Origin of the sequence: Actinoallomurus sp. NPDC052308 (genome assembly GCF_040679195.1) — a bacterium.
GTDB classification, from domain to species: domain Bacteria; phylum Actinomycetota; class Actinomycetes; order Streptosporangiales; family Streptosporangiaceae; genus Actinoallomurus; species Actinoallomurus liliacearum.
In genome coordinates, this window is record NZ_JBFAUM010000027.1 from 44,699 (window position 1) to 58,942 (window position 14,244).

Sequence of the window (14,244 nt, forward strand, 5' to 3'; positions counted from 1 at the left end):
CCCCACAGGCGGCGGAGGGAGGATCGCGTGGACGTACGTCAGATGCGCTACATCCTCGCCGTCGCCCAGACCGGGAGCGTGCGCCGGGCGGCCCAGCTGCTGAGCGTCGCGCAGCCGACGCTCTCGCAGCAGCTCGGCATCGTCGAGCGGGAGGTGGGCGCGCCGCTGTTCGAGCGGACGGCGCGCGGCATGCGTCTGACGCCGGTCGGCGAGGTCTTCGCGGCCCACGCGGAGGCGGTCCTCGGCGTCTTCGACCAGGCGCTCACGGCCGTGTCCGAGGCGGTGGCGGGCGACCTGGGAGGGCTACGGCTCGCGGTCGCCGACGGGCTGTCCGACATCGTGCGCGCGATCCTCGGCACGCTGCGCGGCCTCGCGCCCGACGTGAGCGTGCGGCTGACCCGGATGCGCACCGCCGAGCAGGTCGCGCAGATCGTCCGGGAGGACGTGCAGGCGGGCCTGGGATACCGTCCGGTGCCCGCCGCCGAGGGCGTCTCCCGCCTGGTCGTCCACCGGGCCCAGGTCCGCGCGCTGCTGCCGCGCGGCCACACGCTCGCCGCCCGGGCGGCCATCTCCCTGGCGGACCTCGCCGAAGAACCGCTGATCCTGCCGAGGACGGCCGAGGCGGCGCGCTTCGTCGACCAGTTCGTCGGGCGCGGCCTGCATCCGAGGTTCGGCCCGGCCGCCTTCGGCCACGACCTGGTCCCCCTGCTGGTCGCGGCGGGGGAGGGCTACACGCTCTGCGTACGGGAGGCGGCGCCGGTCCCGGCGGGCCTGGTGTTCCGGCCGATCCTGGAGCCCATGCCGCCGATCGAGGTCGTGCTGCTGTGGCGGCGTGAGGCCGGCGGCGCCCTCCCCGCGCTGGTCGCGGCCGCCCGGCACATCACCCACTGAGGGGCGAACTCACAGCGTGGCGTCCGAGTTGGCGGGGACGGTGGCCTTGATCGCGCCGGTGAGCTCGTTCAGCACGTCGCCGGGCGGGGTGTACTTGGGCGGCACGGTCACCTCGACGTACGCGTGCCGGCCGACGGCGGTGAACGTGACCGGGCGGTCCGGCGGCACCGGCAGCCAGGACACCCCGTTGATCACGGCGAGCTGGGACGTCAGGTGCAGTCCCGTCGGGCGCGGCACGCCGCAGCGCACCACGATGGCCGGGGATCCCCACGCGGTGACGAGGTCCGAGCGCGGACTGGTCGACCGGCGCTTCAGGCCGTGCAGGCGCTGCGGCAGCCGGTCGTGGAAGGCACGGCACAACGACACGACCGACGCCGGCGGGTGCGGCACCGGAACCTCGACCTCGCTCGCGCCGCATCCGGCCGCGACCACCGCGAGCGCCGCCACGACCGGCGTCACCCGCCGGAGCGGAACCGGAGCCCCACCCCTCGCCGCCGGAGGACGTCCGGTGGTGCAGACTGACGGTGGTGCGGACAACGGTCTCAGATGTGGACGATGGGGCAGGTCAGGGTGCGCGTGATCCCCTCGACCGACTGGATCTGGGCGACGACGAGCTTGCCGAGCTCATCGACGTTGTTGGCGGTGGCGCGGACGATGACGTCGTACGGCCCGGTGACGTCCTCGGCGAGCGTGACCCCCTGGATGCCGGAGATCTCGCGGGCCACCTCGGCCGCCTTGCCGACCTCGGTCTGGATGAGGATGTAGGCCTGCACCATCACGTCCTCCCTTAAAACGGCCATCAGCGGCAACCGTACCGCGTCTTGATCGGAGGTGGGTCATCAGCATCGGGGAACTCGGCGAGTTCGGGCTGATCGCTCGAATCACCGGACGTCTGGGCCAGGGGCCCGAAGTGGAACTCGGGCCCGGCGACGACGCCGCCATCGTGCGCGCCCCCGGCGGACGCGTCGTCGCGACGACGGACCTGCTCGTCGAGGGCCGGCACTTCCGCCGTGACTGGTCCCCGCCGTACGACATCGGGCGCAAGGCCGCCGCGCAGAACCTCGCGGACGTCGTGGCGATGGGCGCCCGGCCGACCGCCCTGCTCATCGGGTTCGGCGCTCCGCCCGGCACGGCGGTCGACTGGGTCGACGCGCTGTGCGACGGGCTGCGCGACGAGTGCGCGCAGGTGGGGGCGGGGGTCGCCGGAGGCGACATCGTGCGCGCCGAGGCGGTGGTGCTCGCGGTCACCGCGCTCGGCGCCCTGGACGGCCCGGCGATCACCCGGTCCGGGGCCCGGCCCGGTGACGTCGTCGCGGTGGCCGGCCGGCTCGGCCACGCCGAAGCCGGCGTGGAACTGCTGTCGGCGGGACTGCGGGAGCCGGCCGACCTGATCGACGCGCACCGGCGTCCCCGGCCGCCGTACGCCACCGCGCTGCGCGCCCGGGAGTTCGGGGCGACCGCGATGCTCGACGTCAGCGACGGTCTCGTCCAGGACCTCGGGCACATCGCGGAGTCGGCCGGCGTGCGGATCGAGATCGACGGGGCGGCCGTGCCCGTGCCGCCCGTGCCGGACGGACTGCGGCTGGCCCTCACGGGCGGTGAGGACCACGCGTTCGCGGCGACATTCCCGGAGGGGGCGGCGCTGCCCGCGGAGTGGCGGACGATCGGCAGGGTGGTCGATGGGCCCGCCGAGGTTCTCGTGGACGGAAGGCCATACCGGGGTGGCGGATGGGACCATTTCCGCCTGCCGTAGCGGTGAGTTGTCGCAGTTCGCATCGGCGGTCTGGTAGGCATGGGCTGTGTGCTTTTGGTATACATCCCGAGACCGGAGAGGGACGGGATGGGACGACACACCAGGAAGCCGGAGGACGGCTCGCGGGCGGATCCGGAGGATGACCGTCCAGGCCGGAACCGGAGGTTCGGCAAGGTGCCGCTCCTGCCGACGGTCGCCGGTGTCCTGGCGATCGGTGCGATCATCTCCGCCGTCAGCACGCAGCAGATCTCACTGAACTTCGCGGGCGGTACGCCGTCCGGCGGAGCGTCACCGATCGTGACCATGTCCGGCCCGGCGAACCCGCGCACCGCCCGGAACGACGCCTCGCAGAGCGGCCGGGTCAGCAGGGGCGCGGGACGCGCCGACGTCGCCGTGACCGTGCGGACCACCTCCGCGTCGGCGCGCGGCTTCCAGGGCGAGGCGACGATCGCCAACCACGGCACCACCTCCGTGCGGGGCTGGACCCTCGCCCTGCGGTACGCCCAGGCGAGGATCACCGCCGTGACGGGTGGCAGCGCGGTCCGCACCGGCACGGTGCTGGTCGTCCGCAACCCGGCGGCCCGGCCCGCCATCGCTCCGGGCCGGACCGTGACCGTGCGGTTCACCGCCACGGGGACGGGGACGGCGCCGTCCGCCTGCACTTTCAACGGAAAGTCCTGCCGACCGTAGAGTGGTCGCCATGACGACTCCGCCCCGGGTCCTGACGATCGCCGGCTCCGACTCCGGAGGCGGCGCGGGCATCCAGGCCGACCTCAAGACGATGCTCGCCCTCGGCGTGCACGGCATGAGCGTGATCGCCGCCGTCACCGCGCAGAACTCCCTCGGCGTCCAGGGCTACTGGGAGCTGCCTCCCGAGGCCGTGCGTGCCCAGCTCGACTCGGTCCTGTCCGACATCGGGGCGCAGGCGATCAAGACCGGGATGCTCGCCTCCTCGGTGCTCGTGGAGACCGTCGCCGAGGTGCTGGCCGAGGTGGACGCCCCGATCGTCGTCGACCCGGTGGGGGTCTCCAAGCACGGAGACGCGCTGCTGGCCCCGGATGCGGTCGGCGCGGTCCGGTCCGCGCTGCTCCCGCTGGCCACCGTCGTCACCCCGAACCTCTGGGAGGTCGAGCAGCTCACCGGCGTCAAGGTCGAGGACGAGAGCGGGATGCGCCGGGCCGCCGAGGCGGTCAAGGCCCTCGGTCCGCGGTGGGTGCTGATCAAGGGCGGTCACCTGCCCGGCGACCCGGTCGACCTGCTCTTCGACGGCACGACGGAGCACCGGTTCCCCGGACGGCGGCTCGACAACCTGCACACGCACGGCACCGGATGCACGCTCGCGTCGGCCATCGCCTCTCACCTCGCACGCGGCGAGGACGTCGTCGCGGCGGTCGGCCGGGCGAAGGAGTACATCACCGGCGCCATCGAGCACGGCTTCCCGCTGGGCGGCGGCATCGGGCCGGTCGACCACGCGTGGGAGTTCCACCGCGTCCTGCCGGTCGTCCGCCCCTGACCCGGGGTGGGGCCCCGCGCGTCACCCGGGGTGGGGCCCCGCGCGTCACGCGGGGCCCAGCCCGGTCTCGATCTCGGCGGGGCGACGGTCATCAGCAGTGGTCGCAGCGGTCCTAGTCCCAGTCCCAGCCCCAGTCGCCGCCGTAACCGTAGTCGCCGTAACCGTAGTCGCCGTAGTCCCAGCCCCAGTCGTCGTCATAGCCCCAGCCGTCGGTCCGGATCTGGCCGACGAGATGGCCGATCGCGGCGTGGTGAGGTGCGGCGGCGACGGTGTGGTGCGGTGCCACGGTGACGGCCTGTGCGCCGGCGGCCGGGGCGGCTCCCAGAGCCAGAGCGGTGGCTCCGGTGACGGCCGCTCCTGAGATGGCGAGCGCCATCCGCTTCGGAATGATCATGGAAGACACCTCTTTGCTTGATCGACGGATAGGGGTGGTTGCTCGCTTTCGGTAATTGGCCGATATGCGGTGCTATCCACTGTCCACCCGACCTCTGGCCACCCCCGAAATCAACCCATGAATAGCTAAAAGTTGAAGTTTCACTCTTACTTGGTGAGGGTGCAGGGCGTGCTTTAGTGGTCCTGGCGTGACGGATCCCCGGGCCGGCTCGCGGCCGTCGCTCCGCCCCCTGTGATCGGACATTCTCCGAGGTCGGCCCCGTGCGTCAAGGTGGTGAAGATCGTGATTAAAGGGCGTCGCGCAATATGCCCCATGTCGGTCAAGTAGCGCATCGCGAAGGTTTCGCCAGTTGATTCCGGAGGGCGGACGTTGTGCAGTTGAACTCGGAGGAACAACTACGAAAGCGACCAATTGCCTGAGCGTCTCCGAAGGCGGCCGGGCGAAGGGCGCGGCGTCACGTGGGACGAGAGGAGGTGTCCTTCATGCGCGGAGCGAAGAAGCCGGCGGTCGTCATGGCGGGACTGGCCCTTGCCGGAGCCATCGCGTTCGCCTTCGGAGCGCCCGGAGCGCCCTCCACCGCGACCGCGTCGCATCACGTCGCCGTCGGCCATGGCGGAGACGGCTGCGACAACTGGGGAGACTGCTGGGACACCTGGGGTGCCCGCGGCTACTGACGAGCCGCCTGCCCGCGCCGCGTACGGGCGACGGGCCGGGCCGGCGTGAGGACCCCGTACCGGACGCCGCCCGGCGGCCCCGGCGCGAGCACGATCAGGTCACCGGCACGATCCGCGCGTCGAGGAGACGGCCCTCGTCGATGTCCAGCAGACCGATCGTGCCGTGCGGCTGGCGCCGGCGGTCGGTCGGAGAGCCGGGGTTGAAGATGCGCAGCCCCTCGCCGCCCTCGTCCAGCGGGATGTGCGAGTGGCCGAAGACGACCAACCGCGCCTCCGGGAAGCGGCGGCGCATCCGGCGCAGCCGGCCCTTGGCGGGGCCGCTGTCGTGGATCATCCCCACCGGAAGGCCGGCCAGCTCCAGCTCCAGGACCTCCGGAGCGCCCCACTCCGCGACGTCGGCGCCGTCATTGTTGCCGCGCACGACGCGTACGGGCGCGTAGCCGGCGAGCTCGTCGAGCACCGAGGGCACGCAGACGTCCCCGGCGTGCAGGATGAGATCGGCGTCCCGGAGGTACGCCGCCACCGCGGGCGGGCAGCCCCGCCACCGACGGGGAGCGTGCGTGTCGGCGAGCGCGACCACTCTCATGCGCCGCATGATGCCCGGCCGTGACCGCCGCATGCCACCCGCGCGCCGTACGGCGATGAAGGGGCGGCGTCCGGGTGGAAGAGGCGGGCCGGGGCACGGCCTCCGGGCGGGAATCCGCTGCTCGGGAAGGCTGCCTGAGCGGGGAAGACGGCGCTCGGGCGGAAGACGGCGCTCGGCCGGGGAGCCCGCGCCCGAGCGCGGGAGTCGGCGTACGGCGGTGGGGAGCGCCGCCGTGACAAAGCGAACGGCCGGTCCGTGTGGAGCGGACCGGCCGTTCAGTGTGCCCGGTGAGAGCACAGTCCAGGGGCGCCTCGCGGCGCTCGGGGAGGCGGCGTCAGCGGGCGGCGGGCCGGGTGACCTTGCCGGCCTTGATGCACGACGTGCAGACGTTGATCCGCTTGGTGGTGCGGCCGACGACCGCTCGCACCCGCTGGATGTTCGGGTTCCAGCGGCGAGGGGTGCGGCGGTGCGAGTGAGAGACGCGCATGCCGAACCCCGGCCCCTTGCCGCAGATCTCGCAGACGGAAGCCATGGGATGCGCTCCAAAGTGTTTGGAAGGGTGGAAGCCCGGAATTCGGGCGCTCGTCAAAAGAGTCCCCGACGGGACCCAGAGGTCAAGACTAGCCGACACCCGCCCAGAGACGCGAATCGAGCAGCCCTCACGTGCGGTAAGTCTAAAGTTATTCCCCTGGGAGGTGGCGTGGGCGAGGTTCTCGACGCCGCGGCGGTACGACGCTGGTGCCGGTTGGCGGCGGACGCGCTGGGCCGCACGCGCGCGGGGATCGACGCGCTGAACGTCTTCCCCGTGCCCGACGGCGACACCGGGACCAACCTCCACCTCACCCTGCTCGCGGCGGCGGAGCGCCTCGACGGGCTGCCCGGCGACGCGGACGCCGCGGCCGCCTGGCGGACCCTCGCCGAGGGCGCGCTCCTGGGCGCCCGCGGCAATTCCGGAGTGATCCTCAGCCAGATGCTGCGGGGCATGGCCGACGTGCTGGGCGCGGGCGGCGGCCTGGACGCCGCCCTGGGGAACGCCGCCGACCTCGCGTACCGGGCCGTCGCCCATCCGGTCGAGGGAACGATGCTCAGCGTGCTGCGCGAGGCCGCGGGAGCGACCCTCCTCGCCGCCGATCCCGGCGTCACCGCGTGGACGGCGGCGGAGCGGGCACGCGCCGCGCTGCGGAGGACGCCCGACCACCTCGAGGTGCTCGCCCGCAACGGCGTGGTCGACGCGGGCGCGGCCGGGCTGTGCGTCGTCCTGGAGACGCTCGCCGCCGTGGTGAGCGGGGAGTACCCCGAGACGTACGACGTGCCACGCCGCAGCCAGGAGCATCCGCCGGAGGACGCGCCGCGGCCCGGAGACGGCGGAGCGTACGAGGTGATGTACCTCCTCGACGCCGACGACGGCCCGGTGACGGAGCTGCGCGCGGAACTGGACGCCCTCGGCGACTCCCTCGTCGTGGTCGGCGGCGAGCGGCTGTGGAACGTCCACGTGCACACCGACGACGCTGGCGCGGCCATCGAGGCCGGGCTGCGCGCCGGCCGCCCGTACCGCGTCCGGGTGACCTACCTGGACGCCGCGCAGGACCGGCCCGCCCGGCGCACCGGCCGGGGCGTCGTCGCGGTGGCCGCCGGTGACGGCCTCGCCGCGCTGCTGGAGGAGCACGGCGCCCGGGTCGTGCGCCGTGCCTCCGGGCGCGTTCCCGGCCTGGCCGAGCTGACCGAGGCGATCACGGAGGCGGGGAACGAGGTCGTCGTGCTGCCGGACGACGGGACGGTGCTGGCCGTCGCCGAGTCCGCCGCCCGGCAGGCGAGAGAGGACGGCGTGCACGCGGCGGTCGTCCCGGCGAGGGCGTCGGTGCAGAGCCTGGCGGCGCTCGCGGTCCACGACCCGCTGCGCCGGTTCGAGGACGATGTGATCGCCATGACCCGCGCGGCGGGCGCGACGCGGTCCGGCCGGCTCGAGACCGCCGGGAGCGAGGCGGTGACGAGTGTCGGGATGTGCCGGCCCGGAGACGTCCTCGGCCTCGTCGACGGCGATGTCGCGGTCATCGGCGCGGACGCCTCCGTCCTGGCGGCGGGCGTCCTCGACCGCATGCTGTCCCCGGGCAGCGAACTGGTCACGCTGATCGTCGGTGACGGCGCTCCGGACGGTCTCGCCGACCGGGTCTGCGAGCGCCTGTACGCCGTCCGGCCCGACGTCGAGGTCGCCGTCTACCACGGCGGCCAGGACCGCCATCTGCTCCTCATCGGGGTCGAATAGGCGGGTTCGGGGCGTCGCAGGGACGGGTCCGCCGTCCCCTGTCCGGCCGAGCCGGTAGAACAGAGGAAGCCAGGCTCTAAGAGGAAGGTGCCGTGACGACTCTCGACGCGCCGCTGGTGAAGGTGGTGGGCCCGAAGGCGGCCAAGAAGCTGGCCGCGCTCGACCTGCACACCGCCGGCGACCTGCTCCGCCACTATCCGCGCCGCTACGCCCAGCGCGGTGAGCTCACGGATCTGGTCGGCCTGGTCGAGGGCGAATACGTCACGGTGATGGCGGAGGTCGAGAAGGTCCAGGGCCGGAAGATCACCAGACGGCCGGGCTACCTCCTCGAGGTGGTCGTGACGGACGGCCGGGGGCGCCTGACGCTCACCTTCTTCGGCACCGGCGCCCGCGTCCCCGAGCGGGAGCTGCCGCCCGGCACGCGCGGCCTGTTCGCCGGGAAGGTGTCCTTCTACCGGTCCGGCAATGGGATCAAGCGGCAGTTGGTCCATCCGGAGTACAAGGCGGTCGACTCGCGGGAGGGCGCGGACGCGGCGCGGGAGTTCGCCGAGGAGCTGATCCCCGTCTACCCCGCCACCAAGGGCCTGACGTCGTGGCAGATCGGCGACTGCGTCCGGATGGCCCTCGACACCGTCGACGTGGGCCCCGACTCCCTGCCGGAGACCGTACGCCGGCGGCACCGGCTCCTCGGGCTCGCCGAGGCGTACCAGGGCATCCACCGGCCCGCGGACATGGCCGAGGCCGGCCGCGCCCGCAAGCGGCTGAAGTGGGACGAGGCGTTCGTCCTGCAGACCGCCCTCGCCCGGCGCCGGCGGGACGCCGCCGCGCTGCGGGCGACACCGCGGCCGCCGTCGAAGGACGGGCTGCTCGCCGAGTTCGACGGGCGGCTGCCGTTCGAGCTGACGGCGGGCCAGCGAGACGTGGGCGAGGAGATCGCCGCGGACCTGGCGCGCGAGCATCCCATGCACCGCCTGCTGCAGGGCGACGTCGGCGCCGGCAAGACGATCGTCGGCCTGCGCGCGATGCTGCAGGTCGTCGACGCGGGCGGGCAGGCCGCGCTGCTCGCGCCGACCGAGGTCCTGGCGCAGCAGCACCACCGGTCGATCGTGACCATGCTCGGACCACTCGCCGAGGCGGGCCGGCTCGGCGCCGCCGAGCACGGCACCCGGGTCGCCCTGCTGACCGGCTCGCAGGGCGCCAAGGCGCGGCGCGCGGGCCTGCTCGACGCCGCCTCGGGCACGGCCGGCATCGTCGTCGGCACCCACGCGCTGCTGCAGGAGCACGTCCAGTTCGCCGACCTGGGCCTCGTCGTGATCGACGAGCAGCACCGGTTCGGCGTCGAGCAGCGCGACGCGCTGCGGGAGAAGGCGACCGGCGGCCGCCCGCACGTCCTCGTCATGACCGCCACCCCGATCCCGCGCACCGTCGCCATGACCGTGTACGGCGATCTGGACACCTCGTCGCTCACCCAGCTGCCCGCCGGCCGGTCCCCGATCGCGACCCACGTCGTCCCCTCGGCCAACCGGGCGTACTGGAACCGCGCCTGGGAGCGCATCCGGGAGGAGGTCGCCCAGGGTCGGCAGGCGTACGTCGTCTGTCCCCGCATCGGCGAGGCGGAGGGCGAGGAGAGCGACCTGACCGCCGGGGACCCGGAGACGGAGGGACGCCGGCCGCCCCTCGCCGTGCTCGACGTCGCCCCGAAGCTCTCCGAGGGCCCGCTGCACGACCTGCGGATCGGGGTGCTGCACGGCCGCCTGCACCCGGACGACAAGGACGCCGTCATGCGGCGGTTCGCCGCCGGGGAGGTCGACGTCCTCGTCGCCACGACGGTCATCGAGGTCGGCGTGGACGTGCCCAACGCCACCGTCATGGTGATCCTCGACGCCGACCGGTTCGGGGTGTCGCAGCTGCACCAGTTGCGCGGCCGGGTCGGCCGGGGCCGGTACGCCGGGCTGTGTCTGCTCGTCACGGACGCCGACGAGGATTCCAAGGCCCGGGAGCGTCTCGACGCGGTCGCCTCCACCCTCGACGGGTTCGAGCTGTCCCGCCTCGACCTCGAGCAGCGTCGCGAGGGCGACGTCCTGGGCGAGACGCAGTCCGGGCGGCGCTCCAGCCTCCGGCTGCTGACCCTGCTGCGGGACGAGGAGATCATCAAGGCGGCGCGCGCGGAGGCCGGGGCGCTCGTCGAGCAGGACCCGGAGCTGACGGAGCATCCGGCGCTCGCCGCGGAGCTGGCGGCCCTGATCGACGAGGAACGCGCCGAGTACCTCGAGAAGACCTGAGCCGCAGGTCACCACCGGCGGACGACCCGCACACCGCGGAGGATCTTCGCGATCCTCGCCACGCGTGCGGCGGATCTGATTTCCATACCATCTCGATTGACAAAATAGGGAAGCGGGTTCAGGCTGGATACGTGCACCGGAGAGCTCCGCTGATCGTGCGGCTCCACGTCGACCTGCGGCGACAGGCCAGCGCCCTGTGTCGCCGGGGCTGAGTCCTCGTCCCCGGGGCCGCGCCCGTCGCGGCCGCGCCAAGCGTGGAGAGGGCGTGTCCTCTGACGCGTCCCCGCGCCCATCAGACGACTCTCCGGAGGAACACATGACCGTCATCGACCTGCCCGTGCCGTCACCGACGCGATGGGCGGAGGAACAGGCCGGCAACAGGCTCGCCCGTGCCCTCGGCGACCGGGACGCCCGCGTCCGCCGAGCCGCGGCCGGCGCCCTCATCGACGAGCGGGAGGTGCTGGTCGGCGAGGAGGGCGTGCGCGCGCTCGTCCAGGCCGCCGACACCGGCGCCGACTCCTACGTACGCGCGGTGGCGGGGGAACTGGTGCGCGCCATGCGGGCCGCCGCCTGGGACATCTACGCCCTGGCCCTGCGCCGCGACGACCCCGGCCGCGCCGAGACGATCCGCGGGCTGGCCCTGCTCAGGGCCGCCGCCGACCTCGGCGAGATCGCCCTGACCGACCCGTCCTGGCGTATCCGGGAGAGCGCGGTGGCCGCCCTCGCGGCGCTGGGCCCGCGCGCCGCGATCGGCCCGCTGACCAGCGTGCTCGACGACGAGGTCGTCGCCGTCCGCCTGGCGGCCGTACGGGCGCTGGCCCGCTGGGCGTCCGACCGGCACTACGCCCGGTCGGCGCTGACGGCGGCGCTGGCGGACCCGGACCCGGGCATCCGTGCCGAGGCCCGCTGGGCCCTGGCCACCCCGACCTCCCGTCCCTGACGAGGCGGTCCGCTGGTCCGCGAAAGGCTCGGCGAAGCACGCCCGGAACCGGGAGGGACCGGACTCGGTGCCGCCCTGCCGGCCGGTTCGCCGAGCCTCGCGTCCGGCCCGTGCGCCTCTATGTCGATCACGGTCTTCCGACGCGCCGGGAAGGTCGTGGCCGCGATTCTCCGTCTGTGGTTACGCTCCCGCAGTGGAGCAGAAGCGCGACTTTCCGGTCCCCGTCGCCGCCGCACCCGCCTACCTGATCGCCGCCCTGGCCGCCGTCTCGGGCGTCGGCGCGCTTCTCGTGCTCGCCCTCGTGGGCTACCTGCTGCTCGCCATGCGAGGGCTGTCGGAACAGGCCGCGGCCGGTCCCGTGTTCGTGATCTTCCCGGCCCTCGGACTTGGCCTGCTGGCCTCCGCCGTCGGGATGGCGTTCCTCGCCCGCTCGGAGTTCCGGCTGCTGCGCACCCCGCCCGTCTTCACGACCGAGGGCGTTCGGCTGCGGGTGTTCGCGCGGCGCGGCTACGACGTGTTCGTCCCCTGGGAGCGGGTCTCACGGCTGCGGGTCGCGGAGAAGGGCGCCCGGCCGTACCTCCTGGTGGACGTCGCCGACGCCGATGATCTGACGCGTGGGGACCCGGGCCGGGCCGAGCGGCTGCGCCGGACCGCCGAACGCTTCGAGGGCGCGGCGGTCGTGTACGGGCTGCGCGGCGCCCTCATCCGCGCCCCGGACCTGGGCGCGGTCGTCGACCGCCTCAGCGACGGAACCGTCGCCCTTGACTACTGACAGAGCCGCCGCGGGCGGCGCCCACGACACGGGCGGACCGCGAGGCGCCGGGCCAGGGATGCCGCGCCGGTACATGGGGAGACGGCGAAGGCGCCTCCCCACCGGGAGACGCCTTCATGACCGCGCTCAGGCGCTCAGCCGGGCTTTCGGGCGGGCTCCGATGACGGCCGCCGCCCCGGTCACCACGGCGATCGCGCCGAGGAACGCCATGGCCCCGATCGGGCCGCCCGTGTACGGAAGGGGCGGAAGGGCGGATCGGATCGTCATCAGCTCACCCGTGCCTTTCGGCAGGCCCAACGCGGGAGGTACCGCCGGTGGCCTGGCCGCTGGGGGCGTGGAGCCCGGCGGCGGCGACCCGGGTGGGTTCGGCGAGCCCGGTGGGTTCGGCGAGGTGGGCGGGTTCGGCGGGGCAGGAGTGGTCGGCGGGGGCTGCGGCGCCGGTTTGGGAGCCTGGCACCCCGCGCACAGCCCCAGCGAGGCCTTGAGGTGGGCGCCGCCCAGGGAGGCCCCCAGACCGGCTCTGACCGCGGCCCTGCCGGGTCTCGTGCCCGCGCGGGGCGTGCCCGGCAGGCGCACCCGTACGCGCAGGTCCACACCCGTGGCCTTCCGCACGGTGCGGGATGTCTGTGTCGTCGTCTTGGTCAGGGCGCCGCCGACGGTCCGGGAAACGGGACCGGTCAGGCCACCGGTGAGATCGAGGCCTCCGGTGTCGGCCTGGGCTACGCCACTGAGGGCGGTGCCGCCCAGGATCGTCAGGCCGGCCGTCGTCGCCAGCCTCGTGCGAGTTCGCATAGGGGGATCTCTCCAGGTCGATGGGAGCGGGGGGCGAGACCCGGGACGGGGCGGCGCACGGGCCCGAGGTGACCCGCTGACGCCTTCGCAGGCCGACGGCACCTCGTGGTCTCCTCCCGATCGCGTGCGCCCGGGAGGCCACGGACGCCGCCGTACGATCCGCGACTAGTTTGTCACGATCAGTAGTTCATGGGAATGATTTCAGCGGGCGGAGGTTTCGGCAGGCTGGGGGTGCGGGGGAGTGACCCGACTCATCGCGGGAGCGGGCGGAGGTTTCGGCAGACTGGGGGAGTGACCCGACTCATCGCAGGAGCGGCCGGCGGCCGGCGCATCTCCGTCCCTTCCGGCCGCGACACCAGGCCGACCAGCGACCGGGCCCGAGAGGGACTGTTCGCCACGGTCCACTCGCTGCTGGGCGACCTCACCGGGCTGCGGGTGACCGACCTGTTCGCCGGGTCCGGGGCGGTCGGGCTGGAGGCGCTGTCGCGCGGCGCGGCCCACGTCCTGCTCGTCGAGTCGGCGCCGCGCGCGGCCAAAGTGATCAAGGCGAACATCGCCGCCCTCGGCCTGCCCGGCGCCGAACTGAGGACCGACCGCGTCGAGCGCGTGCTGCGGAACCCGCCCGAGGAGCCGTACGACCTCGTCTTCGCGGACCCGCCGTACGCCGTGACCGGCGAGGTCGTCACCCGGATGCTGGAGGATCTGCGCGACAACGGCTGGCTGGCCCCGGACGCCCTGGTCGCGGTCGAACGCGCGACCCGCGACGAGCCGGTGCGCTGGCCGGCCGGGTACGAGGAGGGCAGGGCCCGTCGATACGGGGAAGGGACCCTTTGGTACGGTCACGCCGCAGGTCACTGACGGCTCCTCAGCGAAGGGTGCTCACCTCGTGCGCCGTGTTGTCTGTCCGGGCTCGTACGACCCCGTCACCAACGGCCACCTCGACATCATCAGCCGGGCGTCGCGGCTGTATGACGAGGTCGTCGTCGCGGTCCTGATCAACATCTCCAAGAAAAGCCTCTTCACCGTCGACGAACGCGCCGAGATGATCGCCGAGGTGACGAAGCAGTACGGCAACGTGGTCGTCGAGAGGTTCCACGGGCTCACCGTCGACTTCTGCCGCGAGCGCGACATCCCCGTCATCGTGCGCGGCCTGCGGGCGGTCAGCGACTTCGACTACGAGTTGCAGATCGCTCAGATGAACCACCAGCTCGCGGGCGTCGAGACGATGTTCATGGCCACCAACCCGCTGTACTCCTTCCTGTCCTCCAGTCTGGTCAAGGAGGTCGCGCAGTACGGCGGGGACGTGTCCGGGCTGGTGCCCGAGCCGGTCCAGCAACGCCTCATCCGGCGGTTCTCCCAGTCCTGAGCGCCTCCCCGACCCCGC

General features: G+C 73.5%; 17 protein-coding genes. 11 read left to right on the forward strand and 6 right to left on the reverse strand.

The window, feature by feature from the left end; genetic code table 11:
• Positions 1 to 27: 27 nt before the first annotated feature.
• Entirely contained in the window at positions 28 to 891 is an 864-nt protein-coding gene (locus tag AB0L00_RS37555) for a LysR family transcriptional regulator (RefSeq protein ID WP_364442207.1), read from the forward strand.
• A 9-nt stretch (positions 892 to 900) separates the two neighbouring features.
• On the opposite strand, the gene AB0L00_RS37560 is transcribed toward AB0L00_RS37555, so the two are convergent.
• Positions 901 to 1,350 carry a DUF3515 domain-containing protein gene (locus AB0L00_RS37560; protein WP_364442209.1) on the reverse strand — a complete coding sequence of 150 codons (450 nt, stop codon included), beginning with the start codon at positions 1,348 to 1,350 and terminating at the stop codon, positions 901 to 903.
• Between the two features lie 83 nt (positions 1,351 to 1,433).
• Entirely contained in the window at positions 1,434 to 1,667 is a 234-nt protein-coding gene (locus tag AB0L00_RS37565) for an Lrp/AsnC ligand binding domain-containing protein (protein WP_345362467.1), read from the reverse strand.
• A 62-nt stretch (positions 1,668 to 1,729) separates the two neighbouring features.
• Here AB0L00_RS37565 and AB0L00_RS37570 point away from each other — a divergent pair, with 62 nt between their 5' ends.
• From AB0L00_RS37570 to thiD, 3 genes are all read left to right on the forward strand, one after another.
• A complete protein-coding gene (locus tag AB0L00_RS37570) occupies positions 1,730 to 2,644 on the forward strand; it encodes a thiamine-phosphate kinase (RefSeq protein ID WP_364442262.1) in 915 nt (304 codons plus the stop codon).
• Positions 2,645 to 2,818: 174 nt separating this feature from the next.
• The gene (locus tag AB0L00_RS37575) at positions 2,819 to 3,334 is read left to right on the forward strand and encodes a cellulose binding domain-containing protein (RefSeq protein ID WP_364442210.1); all 516 of its coding nucleotides are present in this window, start codon (positions 2,819 to 2,821) and stop codon (positions 3,332 to 3,334) included.
• Positions 3,335 to 3,344: 10 nt separating this feature from the next.
• Entirely contained in the window at positions 3,345 to 4,157 is an 813-nt protein-coding gene (thiD, locus tag AB0L00_RS37580; RefSeq protein WP_364442212.1) for a bifunctional hydroxymethylpyrimidine kinase/phosphomethylpyrimidine kinase, read from the forward strand.
• Between the two features lie 112 nt (positions 4,158 to 4,269).
• Here the strand turns inward: thiD and AB0L00_RS37585 are convergent, their stop codons facing one another.
• Positions 4,270 to 4,551, reverse strand: a complete 282-nt coding sequence (locus tag AB0L00_RS37585) for a hypothetical protein (RefSeq protein WP_364442213.1) — start codon at positions 4,549 to 4,551, stop codon at positions 4,270 to 4,272.
• Positions 4,552 to 5,033: 482 nt separating this feature from the next.
• Between AB0L00_RS37585 and AB0L00_RS37590 the strand changes: the two genes are divergently transcribed.
• Positions 5,034 to 5,225, forward strand: a complete 192-nt coding sequence (locus AB0L00_RS37590) for a hypothetical protein (protein WP_345361167.1) — start codon at positions 5,034 to 5,036, stop codon at positions 5,223 to 5,225.
• A gap of 94 nt (positions 5,226 to 5,319) precedes the next feature.
• Here AB0L00_RS37590 and AB0L00_RS37595 read toward each other — a convergent pair whose 3' ends face one another.
• Both AB0L00_RS37595 and rpmB read right to left on the reverse strand, forming a co-directional pair.
• Positions 5,320 to 5,811 (reverse strand): metallophosphoesterase family protein, encoded by a 492-nt coding sequence (locus AB0L00_RS37595; RefSeq protein WP_364442215.1) that lies wholly within the window; start codon positions 5,809 to 5,811, stop codon positions 5,320 to 5,322.
• Between the two features lie 334 nt (positions 5,812 to 6,145).
• Positions 6,146 to 6,343 (reverse strand): 50S ribosomal protein L28, encoded by a 198-nt coding sequence (gene rpmB / locus AB0L00_RS37600; protein WP_252847644.1) that lies wholly within the window; start codon positions 6,341 to 6,343, stop codon positions 6,146 to 6,148.
• A 168-nt stretch (positions 6,344 to 6,511) separates the two neighbouring features.
• Between rpmB and AB0L00_RS37605 the strand changes: the two genes are divergently transcribed.
• The 4 genes from AB0L00_RS37605 (at position 6,512) to AB0L00_RS37620 (ending at position 12,068) form a co-directional block, all read left to right on the forward strand.
• Positions 6,512 to 8,074 carry a DAK2 domain-containing protein gene (locus AB0L00_RS37605; RefSeq protein WP_364442217.1) on the forward strand — a complete coding sequence of 521 codons (1,563 nt, stop codon included), beginning with the start codon at positions 6,512 to 6,514 and terminating at the stop codon, positions 8,072 to 8,074.
• 92 nt (positions 8,075 to 8,166) lie between these two features.
• Positions 8,167 to 10,356: an ATP-dependent DNA helicase RecG gene (gene recG / locus AB0L00_RS37610; RefSeq protein ID WP_364442218.1), complete on the forward strand. Its 2,190-nt coding sequence runs from the start codon at positions 8,167 to 8,169 to the stop codon at positions 10,354 to 10,356.
• A gap of 316 nt (positions 10,357 to 10,672) precedes the next feature.
• Entirely contained in the window at positions 10,673 to 11,296 is a 624-nt protein-coding gene (locus tag AB0L00_RS37615; RefSeq protein WP_364442219.1) for a HEAT repeat domain-containing protein, read from the forward strand.
• Between the two features lie 193 nt (positions 11,297 to 11,489).
• Entirely contained in the window at positions 11,490 to 12,068 is a 579-nt protein-coding gene (locus tag AB0L00_RS37620; RefSeq protein ID WP_364442220.1) for a hypothetical protein, read from the forward strand.
• A 126-nt stretch (positions 12,069 to 12,194) separates the two neighbouring features.
• On the opposite strand, the gene AB0L00_RS37625 is transcribed toward AB0L00_RS37620, so the two are convergent.
• Positions 12,195 to 12,860 (reverse strand): hypothetical protein, encoded by a 666-nt coding sequence (locus AB0L00_RS37625; RefSeq protein WP_364442222.1) that lies wholly within the window; start codon positions 12,858 to 12,860, stop codon positions 12,195 to 12,197.
• Between the two features lie 291 nt (positions 12,861 to 13,151).
• Between AB0L00_RS37625 and rsmD the strand changes: the two genes are divergently transcribed.
• Both rsmD and coaD read left to right on the forward strand, forming a co-directional pair.
• Positions 13,152 to 13,718, forward strand: coding sequence for a 16S rRNA (guanine(966)-N(2))-methyltransferase RsmD (gene rsmD / locus AB0L00_RS37630; protein ID WP_345361187.1), 567 nt, complete (start codon positions 13,152 to 13,154; stop codon positions 13,716 to 13,718).
• Between the two features lie 28 nt (positions 13,719 to 13,746).
• A complete protein-coding gene (gene coaD / locus AB0L00_RS37635) occupies positions 13,747 to 14,226 on the forward strand; it encodes a pantetheine-phosphate adenylyltransferase (protein WP_364442223.1) in 480 nt (159 codons plus the stop codon).
• The last annotated feature ends 18 nt before the right edge of the window (positions 14,227 to 14,244 follow it).

What these genes read in the sequence shown, in the direction of transcription:
- AB0L00_RS37585 (WP_364442213.1), bottom strand. Translation starts at nt 4,551, where the DNA reads ATGATCATTCCGAAGCGGATGGCGCTCGCCATCTCAGGAGCGGCCGTC.
- AB0L00_RS37590 (WP_345361167.1), top strand. Translation starts at nt 5,034, where the DNA reads ATGCGCGGAGCGAAGAAGCCGGCGGTCGTCATGGCGGGACTGGCCCTT.
- AB0L00_RS37625 (WP_364442222.1), bottom strand. Translation starts at nt 12,860, where the DNA reads ATGCGAACTCGCACGAGGCTGGCGACGACGGCCGGCCTGACGATCCTG.
- AB0L00_RS37565 (WP_345362467.1), bottom strand. Translation starts at nt 1,667, where the DNA reads ATGGTGCAGGCCTACATCCTCATCCAGACCGAGGTCGGCAAGGCGGCC.
- AB0L00_RS37615 (WP_364442219.1), top strand. Translation starts at nt 10,673, where the DNA reads ATGACCGTCATCGACCTGCCCGTGCCGTCACCGACGCGATGGGCGGAG.
- thiD (WP_364442212.1), top strand. Translation starts at nt 3,345, where the DNA reads ATGACGACTCCGCCCCGGGTCCTGACGATCGCCGGCTCCGACTCCGGA.
- rpmB (WP_252847644.1), bottom strand. Translation starts at nt 6,343, where the DNA reads ATGGCTTCCGTCTGCGAGATCTGCGGCAAGGGGCCGGGGTTCGGCATG.
- AB0L00_RS37595 (WP_364442215.1), bottom strand. Translation starts at nt 5,811, where the DNA reads ATGAGAGTGGTCGCGCTCGCCGACACGCACGCTCCCCGTCGGTGGCGG.